The sequence below is a fragment of the Cellulomonas chitinilytica genome, assembly GCF_016862675.1.
Classification (GTDB): domain Bacteria; phylum Actinomycetota; class Actinomycetes; order Actinomycetales; family Cellulomonadaceae; genus Cellulomonas; species Cellulomonas chitinilytica.
Map to the genome: position 1 here is coordinate 50,499 of NZ_BONK01000002.1, position 24,545 is coordinate 75,043.

Annotated in this window: 26 protein-coding genes, 1 tRNA gene and 1 other RNA gene; 16 read left to right on the plus strand and 12 right to left on the minus strand. The window is 74.1% G+C overall.

Annotated features, from left to right (window positions below; translation table 11 throughout):
- The first annotated feature begins 107 nt into the window (after positions 1–107).
- Complete coding sequence (locus tag Cch01nite_RS02755) at positions 108–1,307, plus strand: AI-2E family transporter (RefSeq protein WP_203748286.1); 1,200 nt, start codon at positions 108–110, stop codon at positions 1,305–1,307.
- Here Cch01nite_RS02755 and Cch01nite_RS02760 read toward each other — a convergent pair.
- A complete protein-coding gene (locus Cch01nite_RS02760) occupies positions 1,298–4,345 on the minus strand; it encodes a bifunctional [glutamine synthetase] adenylyltransferase/[glutamine synthetase]-adenylyl-L-tyrosine phosphorylase (protein WP_203748288.1) in 3,048 nt (1,015 codons plus the stop codon). The genes Cch01nite_RS02755 and Cch01nite_RS02760 overlap by 10 nt on opposite strands.
- Before the next feature lie 34 nt (positions 4,346–4,379).
- Positions 4,380–5,717 (minus strand): glutamine synthetase family protein, encoded by a 1,338-nt coding sequence (locus Cch01nite_RS02765; protein WP_203748291.1) that lies wholly within the window; start codon positions 5,715–5,717, stop codon positions 4,380–4,382.
- A gap of 93 nt (positions 5,718–5,810) precedes the next feature.
- Between Cch01nite_RS02765 and Cch01nite_RS02770 the strand changes: the two genes are divergently transcribed.
- From Cch01nite_RS02770 to Cch01nite_RS02780, 3 genes are read left to right on the plus strand one after another with little or no spacing between them, the layout of a single operon-like run.
- Positions 5,811–7,499: an NAD+ synthase gene (locus Cch01nite_RS02770; RefSeq protein WP_203748294.1), complete on the plus strand. Its 1,689-nt coding sequence runs from the start codon at positions 5,811–5,813 to the stop codon at positions 7,497–7,499.
- Positions 7,500–7,550: 51 nt separating this feature from the next.
- Complete coding sequence (panB, locus tag Cch01nite_RS02775; RefSeq protein ID WP_203748297.1) at positions 7,551–8,363, plus strand: 3-methyl-2-oxobutanoate hydroxymethyltransferase; 813 nt, start codon at positions 7,551–7,553, stop codon at positions 8,361–8,363.
- A complete protein-coding gene (locus tag Cch01nite_RS02780; protein WP_203748300.1) occupies positions 8,360–9,346 on the plus strand; it encodes an endonuclease/exonuclease/phosphatase family protein in 987 nt (328 codons plus the stop codon). Before panB ends, Cch01nite_RS02780 begins: the two co-directional genes overlap by 4 nt.
- Positions 9,347–9,351: 5 nt before the next feature.
- On the opposite strand, the gene Cch01nite_RS02785 is transcribed toward Cch01nite_RS02780, so the two are convergent.
- Positions 9,352–9,522, minus strand: coding sequence for an SPOR domain-containing protein (locus tag Cch01nite_RS02785; protein ID WP_203748303.1), 171 nt, complete (start codon positions 9,520–9,522; stop codon positions 9,352–9,354).
- Positions 9,523–9,600: 78 nt separating this feature from the next.
- Between Cch01nite_RS02785 and map the strand changes: the two genes are divergently transcribed.
- From map to Cch01nite_RS02825, 8 genes are all read left to right on the plus strand, one after another.
- Positions 9,601–10,473, plus strand: coding sequence for a type I methionyl aminopeptidase (gene map, locus Cch01nite_RS02790; RefSeq protein WP_203748306.1), 873 nt, complete (start codon positions 9,601–9,603; stop codon positions 10,471–10,473).
- Positions 10,470–11,240, plus strand: a complete 771-nt coding sequence (gene ppgK / locus Cch01nite_RS02795; RefSeq protein ID WP_203748309.1) for a polyphosphate--glucose phosphotransferase — start codon at positions 10,470–10,472, stop codon at positions 11,238–11,240. Before map ends, ppgK begins: the two co-directional genes overlap by 4 nt.
- A gap of 14 nt (positions 11,241–11,254) precedes the next feature.
- On the plus strand, positions 11,255–12,085 hold the full coding sequence (locus Cch01nite_RS02800; RefSeq protein WP_203748312.1) for an MBL fold metallo-hydrolase: 831 nt from the start codon (positions 11,255–11,257) through the stop codon (positions 12,083–12,085).
- Positions 12,086–12,102: 17 nt separating this feature from the next.
- A complete protein-coding gene (locus tag Cch01nite_RS02805) occupies positions 12,103–12,396 on the plus strand; it encodes a DUF6191 domain-containing protein (protein ID WP_203748314.1) in 294 nt (97 codons plus the stop codon).
- Positions 12,397–12,424: 28 nt separating this feature from the next.
- Positions 12,425–12,841, plus strand: coding sequence for a VOC family protein (locus Cch01nite_RS02810; protein ID WP_203748317.1), 417 nt, complete (start codon positions 12,425–12,427; stop codon positions 12,839–12,841).
- 119 nt (positions 12,842–12,960) lie between these two features.
- Positions 12,961–13,842: an FkbM family methyltransferase gene (locus tag Cch01nite_RS22895; protein WP_203748320.1), complete on the plus strand. Its 882-nt coding sequence runs from the start codon at positions 12,961–12,963 to the stop codon at positions 13,840–13,842.
- Between the two features lie 51 nt (positions 13,843–13,893).
- Complete coding sequence (locus Cch01nite_RS02820; protein WP_203748322.1) at positions 13,894–14,799, plus strand: hypothetical protein; 906 nt, start codon at positions 13,894–13,896, stop codon at positions 14,797–14,799.
- Positions 14,800–14,876: 77 nt separating this feature from the next.
- A complete protein-coding gene (locus Cch01nite_RS02825) occupies positions 14,877–15,140 on the plus strand; it encodes a hypothetical protein (RefSeq protein ID WP_203748324.1) in 264 nt (87 codons plus the stop codon).
- 47 nt (positions 15,141–15,187) lie between these two features.
- On the opposite strand, the gene rnpB is transcribed toward Cch01nite_RS02825, so the two are convergent.
- Positions 15,188–15,567: RNase P RNA component class A (rnpB, locus tag Cch01nite_RS02830), an RNA gene on the minus strand.
- Between the two features lie 33 nt (positions 15,568–15,600).
- Positions 15,601–15,984, minus strand: coding sequence for a tautomerase family protein (locus Cch01nite_RS02835; RefSeq protein WP_203748326.1), 384 nt, complete (start codon positions 15,982–15,984; stop codon positions 15,601–15,603).
- A 68-nt stretch (positions 15,985–16,052) separates the two neighbouring features.
- Here Cch01nite_RS02835 and Cch01nite_RS02840 point away from each other — a divergent pair, with 68 nt between their 5' ends.
- Together Cch01nite_RS02840 and Cch01nite_RS02845 are read left to right on the plus strand one after the other, a co-directional pair.
- Complete coding sequence (locus Cch01nite_RS02840) at positions 16,053–16,832, plus strand: YaaA family protein (protein WP_203748328.1); 780 nt, start codon at positions 16,053–16,055, stop codon at positions 16,830–16,832.
- A gap of 8 nt (positions 16,833–16,840) precedes the next feature.
- Positions 16,841–18,004 (plus strand): SLC13 family permease, encoded by a 1,164-nt coding sequence (locus Cch01nite_RS02845; RefSeq protein WP_203748330.1) that lies wholly within the window; start codon positions 16,841–16,843, stop codon positions 18,002–18,004.
- A 4-nt stretch (positions 18,005–18,008) separates the two neighbouring features.
- Here Cch01nite_RS02845 and Cch01nite_RS02850 read toward each other — a convergent pair whose 3' ends face one another.
- Genes Cch01nite_RS02850 through Cch01nite_RS02865 form a run of 4 tightly spaced genes read right to left on the minus strand, consistent with a single transcriptional unit; the run spans position 18,009 to position 22,099 of the window.
- Positions 18,009–19,193: a bifunctional RNase H/acid phosphatase gene (locus Cch01nite_RS02850; protein ID WP_203748332.1), complete on the minus strand. Its 1,185-nt coding sequence runs from the start codon at positions 19,191–19,193 to the stop codon at positions 18,009–18,011.
- A gap of 2 nt (positions 19,194–19,195) precedes the next feature.
- Positions 19,196–19,942: a zinc ribbon domain-containing protein gene (locus Cch01nite_RS02855; RefSeq protein ID WP_203748335.1), complete on the minus strand. Its 747-nt coding sequence runs from the start codon at positions 19,940–19,942 to the stop codon at positions 19,196–19,198.
- 59 nt (positions 19,943–20,001) lie between these two features.
- Complete coding sequence (locus tag Cch01nite_RS02860; RefSeq protein WP_203748338.1) at positions 20,002–21,189, minus strand: Nif3-like dinuclear metal center hexameric protein; 1,188 nt, start codon at positions 21,187–21,189, stop codon at positions 20,002–20,004.
- Positions 21,190–21,220: 31 nt separating this feature from the next.
- Positions 21,221–22,099, minus strand: a complete 879-nt coding sequence (locus Cch01nite_RS02865) for an MOSC domain-containing protein (protein WP_239069797.1) — start codon at positions 22,097–22,099, stop codon at positions 21,221–21,223.
- Between the two features lie 85 nt (positions 22,100–22,184).
- Between Cch01nite_RS02865 and Cch01nite_RS22655 the strand changes: the two genes are divergently transcribed.
- Both Cch01nite_RS22655 and Cch01nite_RS02875 read left to right on the plus strand, forming a co-directional pair.
- On the plus strand, positions 22,185–22,706 hold the full coding sequence (locus Cch01nite_RS22655; protein ID WP_239069798.1) for a hypothetical protein: 522 nt from the start codon (positions 22,185–22,187) through the stop codon (positions 22,704–22,706).
- A gap of 83 nt (positions 22,707–22,789) precedes the next feature.
- A complete protein-coding gene (locus tag Cch01nite_RS02875; RefSeq protein WP_203748344.1) occupies positions 22,790–23,329 on the plus strand; it encodes a hypothetical protein in 540 nt (179 codons plus the stop codon).
- A gap of 6 nt (positions 23,330–23,335) precedes the next feature.
- On the opposite strand, the gene Cch01nite_RS02880 is transcribed toward Cch01nite_RS02875, so the two are convergent.
- The 3 genes from Cch01nite_RS02880 to Cch01nite_RS02890 all read right to left on the minus strand — a co-directional run bounded on the left by Cch01nite_RS02880 (position 23,336) and on the right by Cch01nite_RS02890 (position 24,355).
- A tRNA-Val gene (locus tag Cch01nite_RS02880) sits at positions 23,336–23,409 on the minus strand.
- Between the two features lie 65 nt (positions 23,410–23,474).
- Complete coding sequence (locus tag Cch01nite_RS02885; RefSeq protein WP_203748347.1) at positions 23,475–23,936, minus strand: peroxiredoxin; 462 nt, start codon at positions 23,934–23,936, stop codon at positions 23,475–23,477.
- Positions 23,933–24,355 (minus strand): DUF3052 domain-containing protein, encoded by a 423-nt coding sequence (locus tag Cch01nite_RS02890; RefSeq protein ID WP_203748350.1) that lies wholly within the window; start codon positions 24,353–24,355, stop codon positions 23,933–23,935. The genes Cch01nite_RS02885 and Cch01nite_RS02890 overlap by 4 nt, the downstream gene beginning before the upstream one ends.
- Positions 24,356–24,545: the final 190 nt, after the last annotated feature.

The following is a 24,545-nucleotide window of genomic DNA, read 5'->3' on the forward strand; positions in this document are numbered from 1 at the left end:
ACACGCCCGAATCCACCGAGCATGGCAGCGTTGCTGGTCAGCGCGCGACAGATGGCGCGGTACGGTGCGAACGAGCCGACTGGTCCCAGCCCTCCGCAGGGGAGCACATGCCGCGACGCACCGACACCGGGCACTCCGGCACGGCGGTCGACGACGCCCGCCGTCCGCCGCGGTGGCTGCCCCGGGCCCTGGTCATGGGTGTCGTCGCCGTGTTCCTCGCCGCGTTCGCGTGGCGGGCGCTGTCGTTGCTCGGGAACGTCATCACGATCGTCGTCATCTCGTGGTTCATCTCGCTCGCGATGGAGCCGCTGATCCGCTGGCTCGTGGCGCACGGCCTGCGCCGGACCCGGTCGACGGGCATCGTCATGCTCACCTCCGGGATCGTGATCCTCGCGGTGATCGCGCTGTTCGGTGGCCTGTTCGTCGCCCAGGTCGCGGAGCTCGTCGAGTCCCTCCCCACGTACTACGCGCAGTTCGTCACGTGGGTCGACGCGACGTTCGACGTCGCGCTGCCCACGGCCGACGAGGCGACGGACACCCTGGCCGACAACTGGCAGTCGCTCGCACCGGGCCTGATCGGCGCGGGCGCGTCGATCATCGGCGGCCTGTTCACGCTGACGTCGGTGCTGCTCGTCACCTACTACATGGCGAGCGCGGGTCCCCGGTTCCGCGCCGCGGTGCTGCGGCTGTTCGCACCGCGACGGCAGCGGGAGCTGCTGCGGCTGTGGGAGGTCTCCCAGGAGAAGGTCGCCGACTTCATCAACTCGCGGATCGTGCTCGCGGCGCTCTCCAGCGTGTTCACGTTCGTCTTCCTGTCGATCCTGCGGATCCCGTACGCGCTGCCGCTGGCCGTCTTCACCGGCGTCGTGTCGCAGTTCGTGCCCACGATCGGCACCTACATCGCCGGCGCGGTCCCGGTGGCGGTGGCCCTCGCCGTCGACCCCGTCAAGGGACTCCTCGTGCTGGCGTTCATCATCGGCTACCAGCAGGTCGAGAACCTGATCTTCTCCCCCAAGGTGTCCGCCCGGTCGCTCGAGCTGAACCCGGCGATCTCGTTCCTCGCGGTGCTGGCCTTCGGCGCCGTGTTCGGTCCGATCGGCGCGTTCCTCGCGCTCCCGGTCGCGGCCACGATCCAGGCGGTGTCCTCGGTGTACGTCGAGCGGCACGAGCTCGTCGACTCGCCGCTGCTGCAGGAGGACGAGCAGGCGCTGCGGCGCCAGCGTGGCTGGGTGGACCTGGACGAGGAGGAGGCCGACCCGGCGGTCGCCCCGATCGTGGACCGCCCGACGGACGAGCCTCAGCCGTAGAAGACCCGCTCCACGACCGCCCGGGCGCGCCGCGCGGTGCGCAGGTAGTCCTCCTCGAGCTCCCCGGCCGACCCCGCCGGGTACCCCATGACGCGGGCGACGCCGGCGAGCGCCTGCCGGTCGTGCGGCAGGACGTCGGCGTGCGCCCCTTCCGGCCGGCCGGACCAGAGCACGTTCGCGTCCCGGACCCGCGACGCCAGCAGCCACGCGTCGGCGAGCACCCGTGCGTCGTCGGCGTCGAGCAGGCCGGCTCGCTCCGCGGCGCCGAGCGCGTCCAGCGTGCCGGTCGTGCGCAGGTCGGGCACGTCGTGCGCGTGCAGGAGCTGGAGCAGCTGCACGGTCCACTCGACGTCGGAGATCCCGCCGCGACCGAGCTTGAGGTGCCGCGCCGGGTCGACCCCGCGGGGCAGCCGCTCCGACTCGACCCGGGCCTTGATCCGCCGGACCTCGCGCACCGTCGCCGCGTCGATGCCGCCCGCCGGGTACCGCAGCGGCGCGACGAGCTCGACGAACCGGCCCGCGAGCCCGTCGTCGCCCGCGACCGGCCGGGCGCGCAGCAGCGCCTGGCTCTCCCACGGCGACGACCAGCGCGCGTAGTACTCGGCGTACGAGTCGAACGAGCGCACCAGCGGGCCGTTGCGGCCCTCGGGTCGCAGGTCCGCGTCGACCGCGAGCACCGGCTCGGGACCGACCGCCCCGAGCAGCGCACGCACCTCGGTCGCGACGGACAGCGCGAACTCCTGGGCCAGCACCGCGTCGACGCCGGGCAACGGGTCGTGCACGAACAGCACGTCCGCGTCGGACGAGTACCCGACCTCCCGACCGCCGAGACGTCCCATCGCCACGATGAGCATGCGGGTCGGGTCCTCGTCGAGCAGGCGCGCCTGCCGGGCCTCCCACAGCGCGACGCGGAGCGTGCCCGCGAGCACCACGTCGGCCGCGACCGTGAGGCTCTGCGACGCCCCGGTGCCGGTGACGACGTCGAGCACGTCGGCCGCCGCGGTGCGCGCGAGCTCGCGCCGCCGCAGCCCCCGCAGCGCGGTCACGGCCGGCACGCGCTCGTGCGCGCGGGTCAGGACCGCGTCGGCCTCGGCCGACAGGCGGGCGTGCGTGCGGGGTTCGAGCTCGCTGTCCTCCGCGAGCCACGTCACCGACTCCGGGGACCGGGTGAGCGCGTCGGCGACGTACCGCGACGTCGACAGGACCCGTGCGAGCCGTTGTGCGACCGTGCCGGAGTCGCGCAGCAGCTTGAGGTACCAGTGGGTGGTGCCGAGCTCCTCGGACAGCCGCCGGAACGCGAGGAGGCCGCCGTCCGGGTCGGGTCCGTCCGCGAACCACCCGAGCATCACCGGCAGGAGCTGCCGCTGGATCGCCGCCCGCCGGGACACCCCCTCGGTCAGCGCGGCGATGTGCCGCATCGACCCGGCGGGGTCGCGGTAGCCGATCGCGGCGAGCCGGGCGCGCGCCGCGTCCGGAGCGAGGCTGGCCTCCTCGGCGGACAGCTGGGCCGTCGCCGGCAGCAGCGGCCGGTAGAACAGCTCCTCGTGGAGGCGGCGCACGTCGCGACGCACGGTCCGCCACCGGTCGACGAGCCCGTCCGGGCCCTCGGCCCGCATGCCGATCGACCGGGCGAGCCGACGCAGGTCGGCCTCCGCCGTCGGCATCAGGTGGGTCCGGCGCATCCGGTACAGCTGGATCCGGTGCTCGAGGACGCGCAGCAGCCGGTAGCAGACCGCGAGCTGCGCGGCGTGCTCCCGGCCGACGTACCCGCCCGCCGCCAGCGCCGCGAGCGCCGTCAGGGTGCTCGAGCTGCGGATCGAGTCGTCGGCACGGCCGTGCACGAGCTGCAGCAGCTGGACGGTGAACTCGACGTCCCGCAGGCCACCGACGCCGAGCTTGAGCTGCCGGTCCGCCTCCGCTGCGGGCACGTGCTGCTCGACGCGCCGGCGCATCGCCTGCGAGTCCTCGACGAAGTGGTCGCGCTGCACCGCCGCCCACACGAACGGCTGGGTCATCGCGACGTACTCGTCACCGAGCGCGGCGTCCCCGGCGAGCGGCCGTGCCTTGAGCAGCGCCTGGAACTCCCAGGTCTTGGCCCACCGCTCGTAGTACGCCTTGTGGCTCGCGAGGGTCCGGACGAGCGGGCCGTCCTTGCCCTCGGGGCGCAGCGCGGCGTCCACGGGCCACAGGGCGGGCTCGCCCGACGACGTAGAGCACACCCGCGCGAGCCCGGCGGCCAGCCGGGCTCCGACGGCGAGCGCCTCGGACTCGTCGACGCCGTCGACCGGCTCCGCGACGTAGACGACGTCGACGTCGCTGACGTAGTTGAGCTCGCGCCCGCCGCCCTTGCCCATGCCGATCACGGCCAGGCGGACCCCCGCGCCGTGGTCGTCGAGGTCGGCGCGGGCGACGGCGAGCGCCGCCTCGAGGGCGGCACCGGCGAGGTCGGCCAGCGCGGCCGCCACGCCGGGCAGCCGCGACAGCGGGTCGCGGGACGTGAGGTCGGCCGCGGCGACGCGCAGCAACCGGGTGCGGTAGGCGCGCCGCATCGCGTCGGTGCCCTCGCGGCCGCCGTGGGCGGCGACGGGGACCGCGGCCCGGGGATCGGCCCCGACGGCGCGCAGGAGCTCGGCGCGCACGTCTGCGACGGGGACGCCGAGCGCGGGCTCGCTGTCGGCGAGGACGTGCAGGTTGGCGGGGTGGGCGACGAGCGTGTCGCCGAGGGCCACCGAGGCGCCCGCGACGGCGAGCAGCCGGGCGCGTCGCTCGTCGTCCTGCTCGAGGATCTCGCGGAGCAGGGCCTGCTCGGCCGGCGACGAGCGCACCGCGCCGGCGAGCTTCGCGAGGGTCAGCAGCGCCTGGTCCGGGTCGGCGACGTCGGCCAGCGGCGGCGCCAGGACCGCCGCGGCATCGGGCAGCACCTCGAGCAGCGCCGCGTCGGCGAGCATGCGCTCGGCGCGGGCGACGTCCGTGACCCCGGCGCGCGTGAGCCGCCCGGCCAGGCTGCCGCCACGCCCGTCGGCGGTCGCGGTGCTCATCGGGCCCCCTCCGGGCCCACGTCGGCGGCCCGCCTCACAGCACCGGCAGGAACCGCCGCAGCTCGTACGGCGTCACCTGGGCGCGGTACTCGTCCCACTCCTGCCGCTTGTTGCGCAGGAAGTAGTCGAAGACGTGCTCCCCGAGCGTCTCGGCGACGAGCTCCGACTTCTCCATCACCGCGATGGCCGACTCGAGGGACGTGGGCAGCGGCTCGATGCCGAGCGCGCGCCGCTCCGCGTCGGTGAGCTCCCACACGTCGTCCTCGGCGCCCTCGGGCAGCTCGTACCCCTCCTCGATGCCCTTGAGGCCGGCGGCGAGCATGACCGCGAAGGCCAGGTACGGGTTGGTCGCGGAGTCCACCGCGCGGTACTCGATGCGGCTCGAGTTGCCCTTGCCCGGCTTGTACATGGGGACGCGGACGAGCGCGGAGCGGTTGTTGTGGCCCCAGCAGATGTAGCTCGGCGCCTCGGCGCCGCCCCACAGGCGCTTGTACGAGTTCACGAACTGGTTGGTCACGGCCGTGACCTCGGCGGCGTGCCGCAGCAGGCCCGCGATGAACGAGCGGGCCGTCTTGGACAGCTCGAGGTGCCCGCCGGGCTCGTGGAACGCGTTGCGGTCGCCCTCGAACAGCGACAGGTGCGTGTGCATGCCGGACCCGGGCTGGTCGGACAGCGGCTTCGGCATGAAGGACGCGAACACGCCCTGCTCGAGCGCGACCTCCTTGACGACCGTGCGGAACGTCATGATGTTGTCCGCCGTGGTCAGGGCGTCGGCGTAGCGCAGGTCGATCTCGTTCTGGCCCGGGCCGGCCTCGTGGTGGGAGAACTCCACCGAGATGCCCATGGACTCGAGCATCGTGATGGCGGCGCGCCGGAAGTCGTGCGCGGTGCCGCGCGGCACGTGGTCGAAGTAGCCGCCCTGGTCGACCGGGACCAGCGGCACCGACGGGTCGGCGGGTGCCTCGAACAGGTAGAACTCGACCTCGGGGTGCGTGTAGAACGTGAACCCCTGGTCGCTCGCCTTCGACAGCGCCCGCTTGAGCACGTTGCGCGAGTCCGCGAGCGACGGCTCGCCGTCGGGCGTCAGCAGGTCGCAGAACATGCGGGCGGTGCCGTGCCGCTCGCCGCGCCAGGGCAGCACCTGGAACGTCGTGGGGTCCGGCTTGGCGATCATGTCCGCCTCGTAGACGCGGGTCAGGCCCTCGATCGCGCTGCCGTCGAACCCGATGCCCTCGGAGAACGCGGCCTCGAGCTCGGCGGGGGCGACCGCCACCGACTTCAGGATCCCGAGCACGTCGGTGAACCAGAGGCGGATGAAGCGGATGTCCCGCTCCTCGACCGTGCGGAGCACGAACTCCTGCTGCCTGTCCATGCGGCACATCCTGCCCCATCGAGGGGTCCGGACGGCGTCACGTCCGTGGATGCGTCGCGGCAGGTCGTGCGGGCGTTGACTAGGCTCGACGCCATGCCCGCACCACGCATCGCCCTGGCACAGATCGACACGTGCGTGGGGGACGTCGACGCGAACGCCGCCGCCGTGCTGGCGTGGGCGCGGCGGGCCGCCGACGAGGGCGCGGACCTGGTCGTCTTCCCGGAGATGACGGTCACGGGGTACCCGATCGAGGACCTCGCCCTGCGGGCGTCGTTCCGCCGGGGCGCCGAGGCCGCCCTGCAGCGGACCGCCGCCGAGCTGGAGGCCGCCGGGCTCGGCGAGCTCGCCGTCCTCGTCGGGACGGTCGGCGAGCGCACGCTGGCACCGACCGGCGACCAGGACGCCCCGCAGGGCGCACGCCGCCCGACGAACCAGGCCGTGCTGCTGCAGCACGGCCAGGTGCAGGCGCGCTACGACAAGCACCACCTGCCGAACTACGGCGTGTTCGACGAGTTCCGCATCTTCACGCCCGGCGACGACCTGTGCGTCGTCGACGTGCGGGGGCGGCGCGTCGGCGTCGTCGTCTGCGAGGACATCTGGCAGGACGGCGGTCCCGTCTCGCAGATGGACGAGGCCGAGGTCGAGCTGCTCGTGGTCCTCAACGGGTCGCCGTACGAGGAGGGCAAGGGGCACGTCCGCGTCGAGCTCGCGACCCGACGGGCCGGCGAGGTCCGCGCCCCCGTCGCGTACGTGAACCTCGTCGGCGGCCAGGACGACCTGGTGTTCGACGGCGGCTCGTTCGTCGTCGGCGTCGACGGCACCGTGCTGGCGAGCGCACCGCAGTTCGTCGAGCACCTGCTGCTGTGGGACCTGCCCGAGAGGGGCGCGCCACCGCAGCCCGGTGCGCTCGCCGAGCCGCTGAGCGCCGACGAGGAGGTCTACCGCGCGATCGTCCTCGGGCTGGCCGACTACGTGCGCAAGAACGGCTTCCGGTCGGTGCTGCTCGGGCTGTCGGGCGGCATCGACTCGGCGCTGACCGCGACGATCGCGGCGGACGCGGTCGGCGGCCAGAACGTGGTCGGCGTCTCGATGCCGTCGGCGTACTCCTCGGAGCACAGCAAGGACGACGCGGCGGACCTGGCCAAGCGCCTCGGCGCGGACTACCGCGTCCAGCCGATCGGGCCGATCGTCGAGGCGTTCCGCGGCGAGCTCGAGATCGAGGGCGTGACGGAGGAGAACCTGCAGGCTCGCGTCCGCGGCGTGCTGCTCATGGCGCTGTCGAACCGCGAGGGCCACCTCGTCATCGCGCCCGGCAACAAGTCGGAGCTCGCGACCGGCTACGCCACGATCTACGACGCGGGCAGCATCGGCGGGTTCGCGCCGCTCAAGGACGTCGACAAGTCGCGCGTGTGGGCGCTCGCCCGGTGGCGCAACAACGCGGCGCTCGACGGCGTGTTCGGTCCCGACGAGCTGCCGCCCATCCCCGAGTCGTCGATCACCAAGCCGCCCTCGGCGGAGCTGCGGCCCGGCCAGCTGGACCAGGACTCGCTGCCGCCGTACGCCCTGCTCGACGAGGTGCTGGACGCCTACGTCGAGAACGCCGAGGGACGGGCCGAGCTCCTCGCCCGCGGGTTCGACCCCGCCGTCGTGGACAAGGTCCTCGCCCTCGTCGACCGCGCCGAGTGGAAGCGCCGGCAGTACCCGCTCGGACCCAAGGTCACGGCGCTCGCGTTCGGGCGTGACCGCCGGCTGCCCGTCACCACCCGGTGGCGTGAGCCCTGACCTGCCGCTGACCCCGCGATCGCACCCGCACGACACCCAGGAGCACCCTCGATGAGCCAGACCCCCAAGCGCGTGCGCGTGCACCACCTGCGCGAGGCCAAGGAGCGCGGCGAGCGCCTGACCATGCTCACGGCGTACGACGCCGTGACGGCCGCGATCTTCGACGCCGCGGGCGTCGACATGCTGCTGGTCGGCGACTCGATCGGGAACACCATGCACGGGCACACGACGACGCTGCCGGTCACGGTCGACGACATGATCCCGGCGGGCCGGGCCGTCGCCCGCGCCGCGCACCGGGCGTTCGTCGTCGTCGACCTGCCGTTCGGGTCGTACGAGGCGGGCCCGACGCAGGCGCTCGAGACCGCGGTGCGGGTCATGAAGGAGACCGGTGCGGCGGCGGTGAAGTTCGAGGGCGGCAAGCGGGTCGTCCCGCAGATCAAGGCGCTGACGGACGCGGGCATCCCCGTGGTGGGCCACCTCGGGTACACGCCGCAGTCGGAGCACCTGCTCGGCGGGCCGCGCGTGCAGGGCCGGGGCGACCTGGCCGCCGAGCACCTGAGCGAGGACGCCGTCGCGATCGCCGAGGCCGGTGCCGTGGCGGTGGTGCTCGAGATGGTGCCGGCGCCCGTCGCCGAGCAGATCACCGAGATCCTCCACGTGCCGACCATCGGCATCGGCGCGGGTGCGGGCTGCGACGGGCAGGTGCTCGTGTGGGTCGACATGGCAGGCATGACCGACTGGTCGCCGCGGTTCGCGAAGCGGTTCGGCGAGGTCGGCGCGGCCCTCCGGGCGGCGGCCACGGCCTACGTCGACGAGGTGCGCGCCGGCACGTTCCCCGACGCGGACCACCAGTTCGAGAAGTGAGCCCCGGCCGGGTCGCGACCTGGGCGGCGGCCGTCGTCGTGGCAGCGGTCGGCGTGGGGCTCGCCGTGCCGTTGCTTCCCGGTGTGTTCCCGGTCGCGCAGCTCGTCGCGTTCCGGGCGGTGCTCGCCCTGGCAGGTGTCGCCGGTGCGCTCGTGCTGCTGGCGGTGCCGGCGGTGCGTCGCCGGACCGTCCCGCTGGCCGCAGCTCTCGCGCTCGGAGCCGTCGCCCAGGCCACGGTGCTCGTCGCACGGACCGTCCCGACCGCTCCCCCGGCCGCCGTCGCCGCCGCCGGGACGTCGGGCACGACCGGCGACGTCGTCGTCCTGTCGTTCAACACCCTGGACACGGTGCCCGCGGCGACGCTCGCCGACCTCGCGCTGGACGTGCACGCCGACGTCCTCGTCCTGCCCGAGACGTCACGGAGGACCGCCCTCGCCACCGCGGCCCTGCTCGGCGCGGCCGGCGAGCCGATGCAGGTGCACGAGGCCGCCGGGAGCGTCCCGTGGATCTCGGGGACCTCCCTGCTCGTCTCCCCCGAGGTCGGGAGCTACCCGGACGCCACCGACCTGCCGACCCGGCTCGGGGGTGTCGTCGCGGTCCCGGAGGACGGCACCGACCCGACGATCGTCGCGGCCCACCCGCTCGCTCCCGGTCGACGGTCGGCGATGCCGGCGTGGAGGTCGGAGACCGCCGCGGTCGCCGCCCGGTGCGCGTCCACGCCCGGCGCGATCGTCGCCGGCGACCTCAACGCGACCCTCGACCACCCCGGCCTGCAGGACCTCGGCCCGTGCGTCGACGCGGCGCGGGCCGCCGGCGAGGCGTGGCGCGGCACCTGGCCCTCGTCCGCGCCGAGCGTCCTGGCCGCCCCCATCGACCACGTCCTCGTCGACGGGCGGGCGTGGCGGGTCACCGGGTTCGAGGTGCTCGGCCGCACCGGCGGCAGCGACCACCGGCCGGTCGTCGCCCACCTCGCCCGACGCTGACCGCCTCAGCGCTGCCGGTCCTCGTCCTCCCACGCCTTGTTCCGCTCCTTCGCGATCTCGATCGCGCGAGCCGCGTCCTCCCGGGTCGGGTACGGGCCCATGAGCTTCGACGCGACGCTCTGCTTGCCCTCCTCGACCTCGTGGGTCTCGGTGTTGTACCAGTACTCCGTCGCCATGGCGGACTCCCTTCGTCGAGGCCCGCGGGCGTCCGGGTCACCCGGGCGCTCCGCACTGCTTTCCGTAGACTGCCAGGTATGTCGACCGTGCACGCGCCTAGATCCGCCCTGGTCCCGGGCACGGTGAGCCCCCGCCGCCCCGTTCCCTCGACCATCGCCCGCCCGGAGTACGTCGGGCGTCCCGGGCCGGCCCCGTGGCTGGGCAGCAACGTGCTGGACGACGGGACGGTCGAGCTGGTCAGGGTCGCGGCGCGCATCGCCGCGCAGGCCCTCGAGGTCGTCGGCAAGGCCGTCGAGCCGGGCGTCACGACCGACGCGCTCGACGCGCTCGGCCACGAGTTCATGCTCGACCACGGGGCCTACCCGTCGACGCTCGGCTACCGCGGCTTCCCGAAGTCGCTGTGCACCTCCGTCAACGAGGTCATCTGCCACGGGATCCCCGACTCGACCGTGATCGAGGACGGCGACATCGTCAACGTCGACGTCACCGCGTACATCGGCGGGGTGCACGGCGACAACAACGCCACGTTCCTCGCCGGGGACGTCGACGAGGAGTCCCGGCTGCTCGTCGAACGCACCCGGGAGGCCCTCCACCGGGCCATCAAGGCGGTCGCCCCGGGCCGCGAGATCAACGTCATCGGCCGGGTCATCGAGAAGTACGCCGCCCGGTTCGGGTACGGCGTGGTCCGCGACTACACCGGTCACGGTGTCGGTCCCGCGTTCCACACCGGGCTCGTCATCCCGCACTACGACGCGGCACCCGGGTACGACACGCTCATCGAGCCCGGCATGGTCTTCACCATCGAGCCGATGCTCAACCTCGGCACCCCCGACTGGGTCATGTGGGACGACGAGTGGACCGTCCTCACGGCCGACGGCAAGCGCAGCGCGCAGTTCGAGCACACACTGCTGGTCACCGACACCGGAGCGGAGATCCTGACACTGCCATGAGCCACGACAAGAAGAAGCACGCCCTCGCGTTCGGCATCGACATCGGCGGCAGCGGCATCAAGGGCGCACCCGTCGACCTGTCGAAGGGTGAGTTCGCGAGCGACCGCAAGCGCATCCCGACGCCGTCGCCGTCGACCCCCGACGCCGTGTCCGCGACGGTCGCCGAGGTCGTCGAGTCGTTCGACCTCGACAAGGGTGTGCCCATCGGCGTGACGTTCCCCGCGGTGATCCTGCACGGCGTCGCGCAGTCGGCCGCGAACGTCGACAAGTCGTGGATCGGCACGGACGTCGAGAAGGCCGTGCAGAAGGCGACCGGCCGCAAGGTGCTCGCGGTGAACGACGCCGACGCCGCCGGCTACGCCGAGGTCCGCTACGGCGCCGCGAAGGACGTCGACGGCGTCGTGCTCGTCGTCACGCTGGGCACCGGCATCGGGTCGGCCCTGATCGTCGACGGGCATCTCGTGCCGAACACCGAGCTCGGGCACCTCGAGATCGACGGCCATGACGCCGAGTCGCGGGCCGCCGAGTCCGTGCGGGACCGCGAGGGCCTGGACTGGGCCGGCTGGGCCGAGCGTCTGCAGCGGTACTTCACGGTCGTCGAGAACCTGTTCTGGCCGGACCTCATCGTCGTCGGCGGCGGCGTCAGCAAGCACCACAAGGAGTTCCTGCCGCTGCTCGACATCCGCACCCGCATCATCCCCGCCGAGCTGCGCAACGCCGCGGGGATCGTCGGGGCGGCCGCGCTGGCCGCGGAGGCGCACGGCTGACGGTGCCGGGGACGGTGCCGGCCCACCCGCTCGTCGAGGTCGCCGACGGGGTCCACGTCGCGACGAGCGCCGTGTACGCGACGACCTCGACGGTCGTCGTCGGCGGCGACGGCTCGTGCCTCGTCGTCGACCCCGGCGTCACGGCCCGGGAGGTCGCCGACCTGTCCGCCGCGGTGCGTGCGCACGGCTGGCGCCCGGTGGCGGTGTGGTCGACGCACGACCACTGGGACCACGCCCTCGACGGGCACGGGCTGCGTGACCTGCCCCGCTGGGCGGCGTGGGTGCAGCAGCCGGACTGGGTGGGTGCGGCCCGCGCCGCGCGCGACGGCGACGACGAGCTCGCGGCGTACGTGCGCGCCCACCCCGGCCAGCGGGGAGCCGACCTCGTCCACGCGCCCCCGATGCCGCCACCCCTGACCGACGACGCCCCTGCCCCGGGTACCGGCTGGGCGCTCCTCGACTGGGACGGCCGCGAGGTCCGCGTGCTCACGCACGCCGCGCACGCCGCGGGTCACACCGCGCTGCACGTCGCCGACGCGGCGGTGCTCCTGGCCGGCGACCTGCTCTCGGACGTCGAGATCCCGCTCCTCGACGTCGACGCCGCCGACCCGGTCGGCGACTACACCGCGACGCTGGACCGCATCGACGCGCTCGACGACGTGCGCGTCGTCGTGCCGGGGCACGGAGCGGTGGGCGACGGTCCGGAGCTGGCCCGTCGGCTCGCGGCGGACCGTCGCTACCTCGACCGCCTCGTCGAGGTCGGCGCCGGCGCGGACGACCCGCGCCTGACGGCACCGTGGCTGACCCACGCCCACCACCGGCAGGCCGCCGCGACCCGCGCCTGACGTGTGACGATGGGTCGGTGCGCTGGGTGCTGCTCGTCGTCGCCGTGGTCGTCGTCCTCGTGGCGGTCGACCGCGCGGTGGCCCGTGGCTGGTTCGACCGCCGCCGGCCCCGCCCGTACCGGCCCGCGGAGTCCTCCTCGGCGAGCGGCATGCTCGGCGACCTCGTCGAGCTGTTCCAGCCGAACCGCGTCCACCTCACCGCCGAGCAGGAACGCCAGCGCCTCGACATCCAGCACGCGGGCGACGCCGCACCGCCCGTCGACCTGGACGCCGGCACGGCCCGCGTCGACGGGCCACCACCGGTCGCGTGACCTGCGGGGACCCCCTACCGTGCCCTGCATGACGCTCGCGGTCTCGCAGGTGACGATCGACTCACGCGATCCTGAGCGGCTCGCCCGCTGGTGGGCGGACGTCCTCGGGTGGCGGCTCGTCTGGGAGCCGGTGCCCGACGACGAGGAGATCGAGATCGCCCCGGTGGACGGGTCCGCGACCAACTGGCTGTTCGTCCGGGCCCCTGACGAGAAGGCCGTGAAGAACCGCTGGCACCCCGACATCCGGCCGGGCGACGACTCGGACCAGGCGACCGAGCTGGCACGGCTCCTGACGCTCGGGGCGACGCGTGTCGACATCGGGCAGGGCGACGTGCCGTGGCACGTGCTCGCCGACCCCGAGGGCAACGAGTTCTGCCTGCTCCACCGGACCGTGTCGGAGGCGGCGGCCGCGCTGGCGGCCGAGAGCACCGCCCCGCCGGCCTGACGACGACACGCACCACGATCAGGTGCCGAAGGTTCATCCGAGGGGACATCTCGGGTTAGATGGTCCTGCTGGACCGAACGTCTGAAGCGGCGTACCGAGGCAGTGGGCCGGGGGGCCACATGAGCATCGAAGCGAGTGCACGCGCGTGGGCGCACCAGCACGGTCTGCAGAGCTCGAGGCTGGTGACGGGCGCCTACCGATGGATCTCGCTCGTGCGGTACCGCAACGCGTGGGAGGCCGACGTCCCGTTCCGCGGAGCCGTCTTCTCCATCGGCCGGGACCTGAGCCTCTATCCCGCCGTGCGCAACGGGGGCTTCGAGTCCGTCGAGATGGACGCGTTCCTCCCCCGGGTCCCGGACGACGCACTCGTGTGGGACGTCGGGGCCAACGTCGGGATCTACGCGGTCCTGCTGTCACGAGCGGCGCCGAAGGGGCGCGTCGTGGCCTTCGAGCCGGTGCCCGAGTCGCGCGCGCGCCTGTCGGCCAACCTCGAGAAGAACCACGCCGAGAACGTGACCGTCGAGCCGGTCGCCCTGTCCAACCACAGCGGGACGGCGCGGATGACCGTCCACCCGGAGGCGCACGGGTGCGACCAGATCAGCCTGTCCCCCGCGGACGACGGGGTGGAGGTGGAGACGGCCACCGGTGACCGGTTCGCCTCCCGCTACGGCGACCCGGACGTCATCAAGGTCGACATCGAGGGGCACGAGCCCGAGTTCCTCGAGGGGTGCTGGGACATGCTCGAACGGCGCAAGCCGCTGCTGATGCTCGAGGTGAACCCCACCACGTGGAGCACCCCGCAGCGCTACGCGACCTGGGCCGACACGCTCGGGCGGCTGCTCACGCTCTACAGCGAGGCCGACTGGATCGATGCGGTCTCGTCCACCCGCGTCTCGTCCGTCGCCGTGGGCGAGCTCGCACCTCACACGGCCTACACGATGATCCTGCCCGCCGTCGACGGTCGGCCCGGCCCCTCTCAGGGGCTACGCCCGCACGAGTGACTTCGGCGCGTCAGGGTCGAATTCGGACGAACCGGTCAGTAACTTGCGGGGATGACCAGCGCCGCTCTGCCCGTCCTCGGCGATCTCACGCGGGAGGACCTGATCCGGTGGCTCCCGCTGGCGGTCTCCGCCCTGACCCTCCTCGTGGCCCTCTTCGCGTGGCGTCAGTCGGCCAAGGCCGCCCGCCGCATCGCACGTCAGGCCGACGCGACCTACCGGCACGCCGACGCCACCGCCCGGCAGGCGCAGGCGTTCGACGAGCAGGTGTCGATCGCCCGGGAGGCGCTCGCCCTCGCCCGTCAGGAGGCCCAGGACGCCCGCGCCGACGCGGACCGGCTGCGCCTCGAGACCGACCACACGCGACGGATGCTCGAGGAGGCGCGTCTCGACGCCCTGGCCCCGACGATCATCGCGCGCGCCCTGCCGAGCGTCACCGACGCCGTCGGACGACCGACCCTGGAGGTCTGCCAGCTCACCGCAGGCCGGCAGGACCGGTGGCGACCCCTCGTCGGCCAGCTCCAGGTCGGCCGGGACGAGTCGTACGCGTTCCGCACCGCGCTGACGCTGTGGTTCGAGAACGTCTCCGACGCGCCCGCGCAGATCGACATCATCGACTCGGCCGGCGGCGAGCTCGAGCTGCTGCCGGGGCACCCGCTCGTCGTCCCCGCGCACGAGGCCCGCAGCATCGCCTGGGTCCGGATGTGGACGTCACGCGACCTGGACAGCGACCGGCACATCCAGGACCCCTCGTCGTGGCTGTTCGACCTCACGTTCGCGGCGAGCGACCTCGGCCTGCACGTCCGCGACACCTACGCGTTCGACGGCGACCTGCGGTTCTTCGACCGCGACGGCTCATGGCTCGTCGTCATGCCGGAACCGCCGCTGCCGTGGACGTCGGACGTCGCCTCCATGCTGCCGGGCCGCACGTACCAGCGGATGGACGTCTCGGTCTCCTGACCTGGACGAGCCAGCCTGCGACACTTGCCTGCGTGACGAAGGCCGTGGGCGAGCCCGGACGACACGCGAGTGATCGGGTGCGGTTGTCGACCTTCCGCGCGCCCGTCGTCGTCGCGTCGACGTGGATGGGTAAGCGGGTCGCACTCCTCGTGGCCGTGCTGGTCTGCGCTGCGGTCGGCGGTGGCGTCGGGTCGCTCGTCGCGCCCGTGGTCGGCCAGCCGCGAGACGCAGGGTTCTGGGCGGGCGCGACGGTCACGCTCGCGCTCTACCTGGTCGTGACGATCGGGGCATGGATCACTCGCGCTCGGTGGCTCGATCGCGTGGGACGCTTCCTGCGCTGAACGAGCCGGTCGCGGTCGCGGTCCGGCTCGTCTCGCGGCTGATGGTGCGGATGAGTCAGTCGATACGCCGGGTTCTGTCCCCGCGCTGGGTCACCCCGTGCGCGGGTGGCGGCCATCCCTCTACGACGTACGTTGCCGCACGCCTCCAGCGGCCTACCCGGGAGCTCGGGCGGGCAGCCCTCGAACGCTCCCTGTCTGGCCTTGCTCCGGGTGGGGTTTACCGAGCCGCACCGGTCACCCGGCACGCTGGTGGTCTCTTACACCACCGTTTCACCCTTACCTCCTCGGCGGACCGAGGAGGCGGTCTGTTCTCTGTGGCACTGTCCCGCGGGTCACCCCGGGTGGGTGTTACCCACCACCCTGCCCTACGGAGCCCGGACGTTCCTCGGCGGACCCGGAGGTCCGACGCGGCCGCCTGACTGACTCATCCGCGCCGCCCAGCCTAGCCGCTGGTCGCGGCTCAGACGTCCACGCGATACGGGAGCGCCAGCTCGTCGCCGGAGACCCCGCGGATGCCCCAGTTCTCGGCGGGGCTCTCGATGACGACCACCTCGAGGTCGTCGGCGGACAGGCCGAGGGCGGGCGCGACGTCGTCGAACATGGCGGCGATGAGCGCTCGGCGGGCGCGGCGGGTCCGGCCGGTGAAGCAGACGATCTCGACGACGAGGTAGGCGTCGGAGCGCGGCGCGACGAGGTCCTCGGGGTCGAGCAGGACGAACCGGTGGAACCGCTTGTCCGCCGGGAGGCCCCACGCACCGACGAGCGCGGCGTGCACGGCGTCGGACACCTCGGTACGTCGCGGCCCCCACACGTCCCGCCGACCGTAGAGCTTGACCTGCGCCATCGCCGTCCTCCGTGTCCCGATGCGTCCCCGATGCGGCCCACCCGCGCCGCGGAGCCTACAGTCGGGGCGTGCTCGTCCTGCTGCCTCCCTCCGAGGGAAAGACCCCGCCGCGCCCGTCGGGCCCGGTCCTCGATCTCGACTCCCTGTCGGCACACGGCCTGACGCCCGTGCGCGAGAAGGTCCTCGACGCGTTGCGTGAGGTCAGCGGCCGGGACGACGCCGTGCACGTCCTCGGTGTCGGCGCGAGCCTGGCCGACGAGGTCGCGCGCAACACGTCGCTGCGCGACGCACCGACGGCTCCGGCCCGACGGGTGTACACGGGCGTCCTGTACGCGGCGGCAGGTCTCGACCGGTTGACGCCCACGGGCCGTGCGCGGGCGGCGGACAGCGTGCGGATCGTGTCGGGCCTGTGGGGCGCGGTCTCGCCCGAGGACCACATCCCGGCGTACCGGCTCTCGATGGGCACGGACCTGCCGGGCATCGGCCCGTTGGCGTCGGCATGGCGTGGGCCGCTCGGCGTCGAGCTCGACGCACGCGCGGACGGCGAGCTCGTCGTGGACTGCCGCTCCTCCGCGTACCTCGCCGCGTGGCACCCGCCGCGTTCCGCGCAGTGGGTCACGGTCCGGGTCGAGCGTGAGGTCGACGGGGTGCGCTCCGTCGTGTCGCACCACGCGAAGCACACCCGGGGCGTGCTGACCCGTCATCTGCTGACGCGCCGGGGCAAGGCGCCCGTGGATGCCGCGTCGCTCGCCCGCGTCGCGGGCGAGCTGGTGGGTCACGAGCTGCTGGCCGTCGAGCTGGGGCCCGCGGGGCGCGGTGCCCGCACGCTCTCGCTCGTCGTCGCCTGACGCCGCCGATGCGGCGTCCTGTGCCGTGGTGGCTCGTCTCGGTCGTCGTGACCGTGGTGGTCGTCGCGACGGGCGCCCTGCCGGCGGACGACGCGCGGGCGCTCGCGGAACGGACCGTCCCGATCCTCGTCTTCCTCGCCGCGCTCACGGTCGTCGCCGAGATGTGTGCCGGGGCCGGCGTGTTCACCGCGGCCGCGGAGCTCGCCGCGCTGGTCGGCCGGGGACGCCGCGCGGCGCTGTGGCTGCTCGTCGTCCTGCTCGCGACCGTCAGCACCGCGGTGCTGTCGCTCGACACGACGGCGGTGCTGCTGACACCCGTCGTCATCACGCTCGCCCGGCACACCCGGACGCCTCCCCTGCCGTTCGCGCTCGCGGTCCTCGCCCTGTCGAACACGGCGTCGCTGCTGCTCCCTGTCTCGAACCTGACGAACCTGCTGGCCGACCACGTGCTGCGGGCGGCGGACGTCGGGTTCATCGGGCTCATGTGGGCACCCGCGCTGGCGGCCGTGCTGACGACGGTCGCCGTCCTCGCGGTCCGCGACCGGCACGTCCTGTCGGGCACGTACGAGGTCCACCCGGGCCGGCCGGCGCCGGACCGTCCGCTGCTGGTCGTCGCCGCGGTGGTCACGGGCGTCATGGCGGCGGCGTTCGTCGCCGGTCTGCCGGTCGCACCCACCGCGCTCGCGGCCGCCGCGATCCTCATGCTCGCGACCCGGCTGCGACGCCGCCCGTGGCCGGTCCCGCCGAGCCGGCTCGTCCCCTGGCGCACGCTGGTGGTGGTGGCGGGGCTGTTCGCGGTCGTGCAGACCGCGCACGCGCACGGGCTCGGGGCGCTCCTGGCCGACGCCGCAGGTCACGGCCACGGTGCGGCGGACCTGCTGCGTGTCGCGGGCGTCGGTGCGGCGTCGTCGAACGCCGTCAACAACCTGCCCGCGTACCTGGCGCTCGAGCCGGCGACGGGCGGCGACCCGCTGCGGATCGCGGCGCTGCTCATCGGCACCGGCGCCGGACCGCTCGTCACCCCGTGGGGGTCGCTCGCGACCGTGCTGTGGTGGCACCGCTGCCGCCAGGTGATGCTCGACGTCCCCGCCGGGACGATCGTCCGGCAGGGCCTCCTGCTCGCGCCCGTCGTCGTGGTCGCCGCCACGCTGGCCCTGGTCGCCGCGCACTGACAGGTCAGGTGTGCGAGGACCAGCCCTCGCTCGGCGCACCCGCCACCGCGATCTCGTCGCGCCGGTCCGAGAACAGCCGGACGATGCTCACCGAGGCGGGTGCGACGCGCAGCTGGCTCCACGACGACGGCTGGGCACCCATCGTCACGCCCAGCGCGGCGCGGATCGACACCGCGTGGCTCACGACGACCACCGTGCGGTCACCACCCGCGGCTCGCAGCTCGTCGAGGCCGCGGCGCAGCCGCACCCCGACCTCCGCGATGGACTCCCCACCGGGTGGCCGCACGTCCGCCTGGGTGTGCCACGGCTCCAGCTGGCCGGGCCAGCGCTCCTCGATCTCCTCGGCCGTCAGCCCTTGCCACTCGCCGAAGTTCGCCTCCTGGAACACCGCGTCCGTACGCACGGGCAGCGAGAGGCGCTCGCCGATGATCCGGCCGGTCTGCTGCGTGCGCACCATCGGCGAGGCGATGACCTCGCTCGGGTACGGGATGTCGCCCCACACGTCGCGGCCGATCCGGTCGACGAGGTCGGCCGCCGCGTGGGCCTGCCGGACGCCGTGGTCGTTGAGCGGCGGACCGGGTTCGCCCGACCCCGAGTAGCCACGGGACACCGTCATGGTCGTCTCGCCGTGGCGCACCAGCACGACCGTGACGGGCTGCTCCTCGTCGAAGCGCACGCCCGCGCCCGACGGCCGCGGTGCCCGTCCGGGTGCCGCGGCGCCCGTCCGAGCGGCGTCACGCGGCTCCCCCGCCCCGAGCTCCGTCGCGTCGGTCACGATCGCAGTCTTCTGGTCCATCGCGAGGTTCGCCAGCCGGTCGGCGGCGGCGTTCTGCGCGCGCGGCACCCACGTCCAGACGACCGTCGCGGGGTCGACGATCGCGCGGACCTGGTCGGCGAGCCGGCGCATGGCCTCGTGCTTGATGCGCCACGTGCCGCGCATCTGCTCGACGACGAGCTGCGAGTCCATCCGCACCTCGAGGCGCGCGTCCGGGTCGATGGCGAGCGCCGCACGCAGCCCCGCGACGAGCCCGGTGTACTCGGCGACGTTGTTCGTCGTCACGCCGAGGTAGTCGGCGCGCTCGGCCAGCACCGCCCCCGAGTCGCCGTCCAGCACGACCGCGCCGTACCCGGCCGGTCCCGGGTTCCCCCGCGACCCGCCGTCCGCCTCGACGACCAGCCGGCGCGCCATCGTTAGACCTGGGCGGGCTCGGGCAGCCGCACGAGGATCCGTCCGCACTCCTCGCAGCGGACGACCTGGTCCTCGGCCTTGCCGCGGATCGCGTCGAGGTCCAGCGGGTTCAGCTCGAGCCGGCAGCCCTCGCAGCGCCGACCACGCAGCGCCGCCGCACCGACGCCACCGAGCTGCCCGCGCAGCTTCTCGTACAGGGCGACCAGGCCCGCGTCGAGCCCCTGCGCCGCGGTCGCCCGCTCGCCGCGGACCTTGTCCGCCTCGGCGTCGATCTCCCGGAACGCGACGTCCCGGTCGGTCTCGACGACCGTCTTCTGTTCGACGAGCGCCTGGTGCGCCGTCGTCACCCCGGCGAGCGCTCCCTCGTGCGCCTCGAGCCGCTCCATGACCTCGAGCTCGACCTCCTCGAGATCCCCCTGCCGGCGGCCCAGCGCCACGAGCTCGCTCTGCAGCGCCTGCAGGTCCTTCGGCGACCCCTGACCGGAGTCGAGCCGGGCCTGGTCCCGTGCCGCGCGCACCCGCACCTGCTCGACGTCGGCCTCGGCCTTCGTGAGCTCCCGCCGCAGGTCGTCCGCCGCGGTGCGGGACGTGACGAGCGCCGTGTAGAGGTCCGCGACCTGCGCGTCGAGCTCGAGGAGCCGGGCGAGCTCCGGCAGGGAGCGCCGCTTGTGCGCGAGCTGGTCGAGCCGCGTGTCGAGGGCCTGGACGTCGAGCAGGCGGCGCTGGTCCGCTGCGGGGGCTGTGGCCATGGGGGTCCTTCCGGCGACCGCACCGGGTGCGGATCGGGTCTGCGGGTGGTCGGGCGTGGTCAGGACGTGGGGGTCGGCTCCGGGCTCGCGACACGACCCGTCCACGGGTCGGTGCGCAGCGTGCTGACGCGGGTCTCCACCGTAGCCCCCGTGCCGGCCACGTCCGACTCCAGGGTGCGGGCGGCGTGCGCGAGCCAGGGCCACTCCGACGCGAAGTGGGCGACGTCGACGAGGTACGGGTGCGTACGGCCCTCCCGGGCCTCGAACTCGGCGCGCTCGCGCAGCTCGGAGGCCGGATGGTGCCGCAGGTCGGCGGTCACGTACGCGTCGACACCGGCGGCCCGGACCTCGTCGAACAGCGAGTCACCCGAGCCGCCGACCACGGCGACCCGCTGCACCGTGCCGTCGGGGTCGCCGGCGAAGCGCACGCCCTGCGCGGTCGCGGGGACCGCGGCGGCGACGACCTCCGCGAACGCGGCCAGCGTCGTCGGCCGGGCCAGCCGGCCGACCCGGCCGATCCCGGTGCCGCCGGGCCAGGCGGCGAGCTCCAGGACGTCGAACGCGGGCTCCTCGTACGGGTGGGCGGCACGCATCGCGGCGACGACGGCGGCCCGCGAGCGACGAGGGGCGACCATCTCGACCCGCGCCTCGACGACCCGCGTCACCTCACCCGTCCGGCCGACCGCCGGGGCCGCCAGCGGACCGGGCGTGAACGTGCCCTCACCGGTCGACGTCCAGGCGCACCGCGCGTACTGGCCGACCTGTCCGGCTCCGGCCGCCGCGAGGGCGTCGACCAGCCGTTCGGCGTCGGCCACCGGCACGAACACCACGTGCTTGTCGAGCGCCTCGGCGGGTGCCGCCTGCAGCGGCGCGGTGTCGAGCAGCCCGAGGGCCTCCGCCAGCGCGTCGGCGACGCCGCCGGCCGCCGCGTCGGCGTTGGTGTGGGCGGTGAGCAGCGCGACACCGGAGCGCACGAGCCGGTGCAGCAGCGCACCCTTGAACGTCGTCGCCGCCACCGAGTGCACCGGCCGCAGCAGCAGGGGGTGGTGCGTCACGAGCAGGTCCGCGCCCCACTCGACGGCCTCGTCGACGACCGCAGCGACCGGGTCCACCGCGAACAGCACGCGCCGGACCGGCTGGTCCGGGTCGCCCGCGACGAGCCCCACGGCGTCCCACTGCTCCGCTGTGCGGGGCGGGTACCGCCCGTCGAGCAGTCGCACGACGTCGGCCAACCGAGGAGCGCTCACGGCACGCACGCTACCGGCCGGCCGCTCGCCGTCAGGCCAGCACGCCGACCGCGTCGCCCACCGCGACCCGGCCGGGCCGGACCGGCACCATCTGGACCCCGAACCACACCTCGCCGTCCGCCCGGCGGTGCCGCGCGAGCGTCCGCAACGGCTCCCGGCCCTTGACCAACGTGTCCGGGTCGATGGTCGTCATGACGCACCGCCCGCACCGGTCGGCGAACCGGAGCTCCACGTCCCCGACGACGATGCCGGACCAGCCGTCCTCCTCGAACGCCTCCAGGTCGCCGTCGACCACCAGGTTCGGCCGGAACCGCCGCATGTCGAGCGGCTGGTAGGGCCCGGGTGCGGGCTCACCCGCGGCCAGCGCGCTCGCCAGCACCTCGTCGTGGACCTGCGCGGCCAGGGCGTCGAGCGCCCGCAGCGACGCGGTCGTCGTCACGTGCACCGGTCCGGTGTCCGTCAGTGCGAGCGGGTCGGCGCGGGTGCCGCCGTGCTTCTCGCTCATGCCGCGGCGGGCGGGGTCGTCGAGCCACACGAGCCGCACGTCCTGCGCGAGGAGCTCCGAGCACCAGGCCGCCGCCGCGTCGCCGGCGTCCGTCGCGCGGTCGAGCCGGGACAGCGTGGTCACCCGGTCGGGCGGGCCGTCGGGCACCGCGACCCGCACCGGCTCGTGCCCCGGTGCGGACAGCACGAGCGCACCGTCGTCCTGGGGCGTCGCACGCGCCGACAGCATGACGGGGTGCCGCCGGGCCGTGAGGGTGCCGCCGTGGGCGTCGACGACCATCCAGCGGCGGTCGCCGCGCACGCCGGAGCGGTCGAGCTCCACCGCGGACGACGGGATCCCCGCGAACGACTTCACGGGGTGGACGGCGAGCGCACCGACGTGCGGGGCGACAGGACCGGTGGGCACCCGCAGACGGTACCTGGATGGGGCGTGGTGCAGTCGAGACGTCGAACAGCCACGCGCCGGGCGGTCGACAAGGCACGATGTCGCCGTGACTCGACCCGCCGCCGCCCTCGCCGCCGCCTGCGCGCTCGCCGGCGCGCTCGTCACCGGGGCATGCACCGCCGACGCGACCCCGACGCCACCCTCCCCGTCGCAGGCATCGCCGACCGCCGCCCCGGCCGCGACGACGAGCGCGGTCACGGCGCCCGGCACACCCTCGCCGTCCCCGTCGGAGACGGCCGCGTGGCCGACGGCCATCCTGGAGTCGGACGCCATGGCGTCCCTGCACAGCTACACGGTCGTCTGGCTCGCGGTCGCCGACAGCGCCACGGGCGCCACCCTCGAACCCGCCGTCGCGAGAGCGGCCGAGGCCGGGTACGACGCCTCCAAGACGCCGGTGGTCTGCGTCGACCCCGCCCCCGTCGAGCTCGTGGGCGACGGCACGGACGACGTGTGGGGCGTGCCGCTCTACTTCGCGACGCGGGCGGACGCCGACACGTTCGTCACGCTGTGGGCGACCCCCGTCGTCACCGTCGTCGACGACGTCCGCATGGCGTGCGACTGGGACTGACGACACCCGGAGCGCCCCGGACGGTCGACGGGGTCCCGGCCGAAACCGGACATCTCGCACCGTCGGCGTGCCAGGCTGTCGCGATGACGACACGAGTGTCCGCAGCGGCCGTCTCCGCCCTGTGCGGTCTCCTGCTCGCCGGCTGCACCGCGACGGCCGGACCGCAGTCCGCCGACACAGCGCCCGCATCGACCACCTCGGCGGCGAGCACCTCGCCGACGAGCACGCCGACGCCGACGTCGCAGGACGTCGCCGCCGTCGACCTCACGGTGTTCCGCTCGGACAGCACGACCTGCCAGTTCGACGCGCCGGACTCGGCGTTACCAGGGATCGGCTGCCAGATGAACGCGGCGTACACGTACGAGATCCCCGAGGCCTGGCTCGACTACGGCGTCGACTGCGCCGACATCTCGCTCGGGTACGACGCGGCCGAAGGAGAGCTCGGGTGCGCGAGCGACGTGTCGTACGAGGACGCCTACGCGACGGATCCCCTGCCGGCCGGCTCGGTCGTCCGGCACGGCGGGATGACCTGCACGATCCTCGAGGTCGGCATCACCTGCACCAACGCCGTCGGGGGCGTCATGACGATCACGCCCGACCACTACCTCGCGCACGCGGGGTGACGTCGGTGGGCCCGGCCGGTTTCGAACCGGCGACCTCCGCGGTGTAAGCGCGGCGCTCTGACCAGCTGAGCTACAGGCCCCGACGAGCGCGCGGCTCGACGGGCGCACAGCCTACCGGTGCGCCACGGCATCGGCCGCCGCCGGATCAGGCCGCGAGGGCCCCGATCGCGGCGCGGTAGGACGCGATGTCCCGGGCCTGACCTGCAGGGTTCACGACGGTCCAACGCACGACGCCGTCGGCGTCGATCAGGAAGCTGCCCCGGTCCGCCCGGCCCCGCTCCTCGTCGAACACGCCGAACGCCCGCGCGACCTCGCCGTGCGGCCAGAAGTCGGACAGCAGGTCGAACCCGTAGCCCTCGGCCTCGGCCCACGCGCGCAGCGAGAACATCGGGTCGCAGGACACGACGAGGAGGTGCACCCCCGCCTCCTGGAACGCCGCGATGTTGTCCCGCAGGTCGCACAGCTCGCCCGTGCACGTGCCGGAGAAGGCGAACGGCACGAAGACGACGGCGACAGGGCCGCCGCGCAGGCCGCTCAGCGTGACGGGCGTGCCGTGCGTGTCCGGGAGCGAGAAGTCCGGCGCGGCGTCGCCGGCGGCCAGGCTCACTTGCCTCGTCCGCGCGTGCCGAGCCGGGTCGCCGACCAGTCGGCCGCGATCGAGAACGTGCTCATCGCGTGCAGCCCCGACGTCGTCGCGGCCTCCTCGATGTCGCTGTGCGACACGTGCCCGGCGCGGCCCGCCTTCGGGGTGAGCACCCAGATGGGGCCGTTGTCGTCGAGGACGGTCATCGCGTCGACGAGGAAGTCGGTGAGGTCGCCGTCGTCGTCGCGGAACCAGATCACGGCACCGTCGGTGACGTCGTCGTAGTCCTCGTCGACGAGATCGGTGCCGGTGGCCGCCTCGATCCCGGAGCGCAGGTCCCCGTCGACGTCGTCGTCGTAGCCGAACTCCTGGATCACCTGTCCTGCGGTGAATCCCAGACGACCTGCCGCCTGCGTGGCGGCGTCGTCCGTGCTGGATGACACGTCCCGACCGATCCCTTCCTCCGGGTCGACCCTCGACGGGCGACCTGCTGATGTCCGCACACCGTAGCCCACCGCACACCGACGGGCCCTGGCAAGACACCTCGACGGCGTGCCCCCGGCCGGCAGCCTCCCGCGGCACCCGCTCGGGCCCGGATGTCACGGACGTCACGTGTGTTGTCCGGTACCGAGT

What these genes read in the sequence shown, in the direction of transcription:
- Cch01nite_RS02755 (WP_203748286.1), top strand. Translation starts at nt 108, where the DNA reads ATGCCGCGACGCACCGACACCGGGCACTCCGGCACGGCGGTCGACGAC.
- Cch01nite_RS02760 (WP_203748288.1), bottom strand. Translation starts at nt 4,345, where the DNA reads ATGAGCACCGCGACCGCCGACGGGCGTGGCGGCAGCCTGGCCGGGCGG.
- Cch01nite_RS02765 (WP_203748291.1), bottom strand. Translation starts at nt 5,717, where the DNA reads ATGGACAGGCAGCAGGAGTTCGTGCTCCGCACGGTCGAGGAGCGGGAC.
- Cch01nite_RS02770 (WP_203748294.1), top strand. Translation starts at nt 5,811, where the DNA reads ATGCCCGCACCACGCATCGCCCTGGCACAGATCGACACGTGCGTGGGG.
- panB (WP_203748297.1), top strand. Translation starts at nt 7,551, where the DNA reads ATGAGCCAGACCCCCAAGCGCGTGCGCGTGCACCACCTGCGCGAGGCC.
- Cch01nite_RS02785 (WP_203748303.1), bottom strand. Translation starts at nt 9,522, where the DNA reads ATGGCGACGGAGTACTGGTACAACACCGAGACCCACGAGGTCGAGGAG.
- map (WP_203748306.1), top strand. Translation starts at nt 9,601, where the DNA reads ATGTCGACCGTGCACGCGCCTAGATCCGCCCTGGTCCCGGGCACGGTG.
- ppgK (WP_203748309.1), top strand. Translation starts at nt 10,470, where the DNA reads ATGAGCCACGACAAGAAGAAGCACGCCCTCGCGTTCGGCATCGACATC.
- Cch01nite_RS02810 (WP_203748317.1), top strand. Translation starts at nt 12,425, where the DNA reads ATGACGCTCGCGGTCTCGCAGGTGACGATCGACTCACGCGATCCTGAG.
- Cch01nite_RS22895 (WP_203748320.1), top strand. Translation starts at nt 12,961, where the DNA reads ATGAGCATCGAAGCGAGTGCACGCGCGTGGGCGCACCAGCACGGTCTG.
- Cch01nite_RS02820 (WP_203748322.1), top strand. Translation starts at nt 13,894, where the DNA reads ATGACCAGCGCCGCTCTGCCCGTCCTCGGCGATCTCACGCGGGAGGAC.
- Cch01nite_RS02835 (WP_203748326.1), bottom strand. Translation starts at nt 15,984, where the DNA reads ATGGCGCAGGTCAAGCTCTACGGTCGGCGGGACGTGTGGGGGCCGCGA.
- Cch01nite_RS02845 (WP_203748330.1), top strand. Translation starts at nt 16,841, where the DNA reads ATGCGGCGTCCTGTGCCGTGGTGGCTCGTCTCGGTCGTCGTGACCGTG.
- Cch01nite_RS02850 (WP_203748332.1), bottom strand. Translation starts at nt 19,193, where the DNA reads ATGGCGCGCCGGCTGGTCGTCGAGGCGGACGGCGGGTCGCGGGGGAAC.
- Cch01nite_RS02855 (WP_203748335.1), bottom strand. Translation starts at nt 19,942, where the DNA reads ATGGCCACAGCCCCCGCAGCGGACCAGCGCCGCCTGCTCGACGTCCAG.
- Cch01nite_RS02875 (WP_203748344.1), top strand. Translation starts at nt 22,790, where the DNA reads ATGACGACACGAGTGTCCGCAGCGGCCGTCTCCGCCCTGTGCGGTCTC.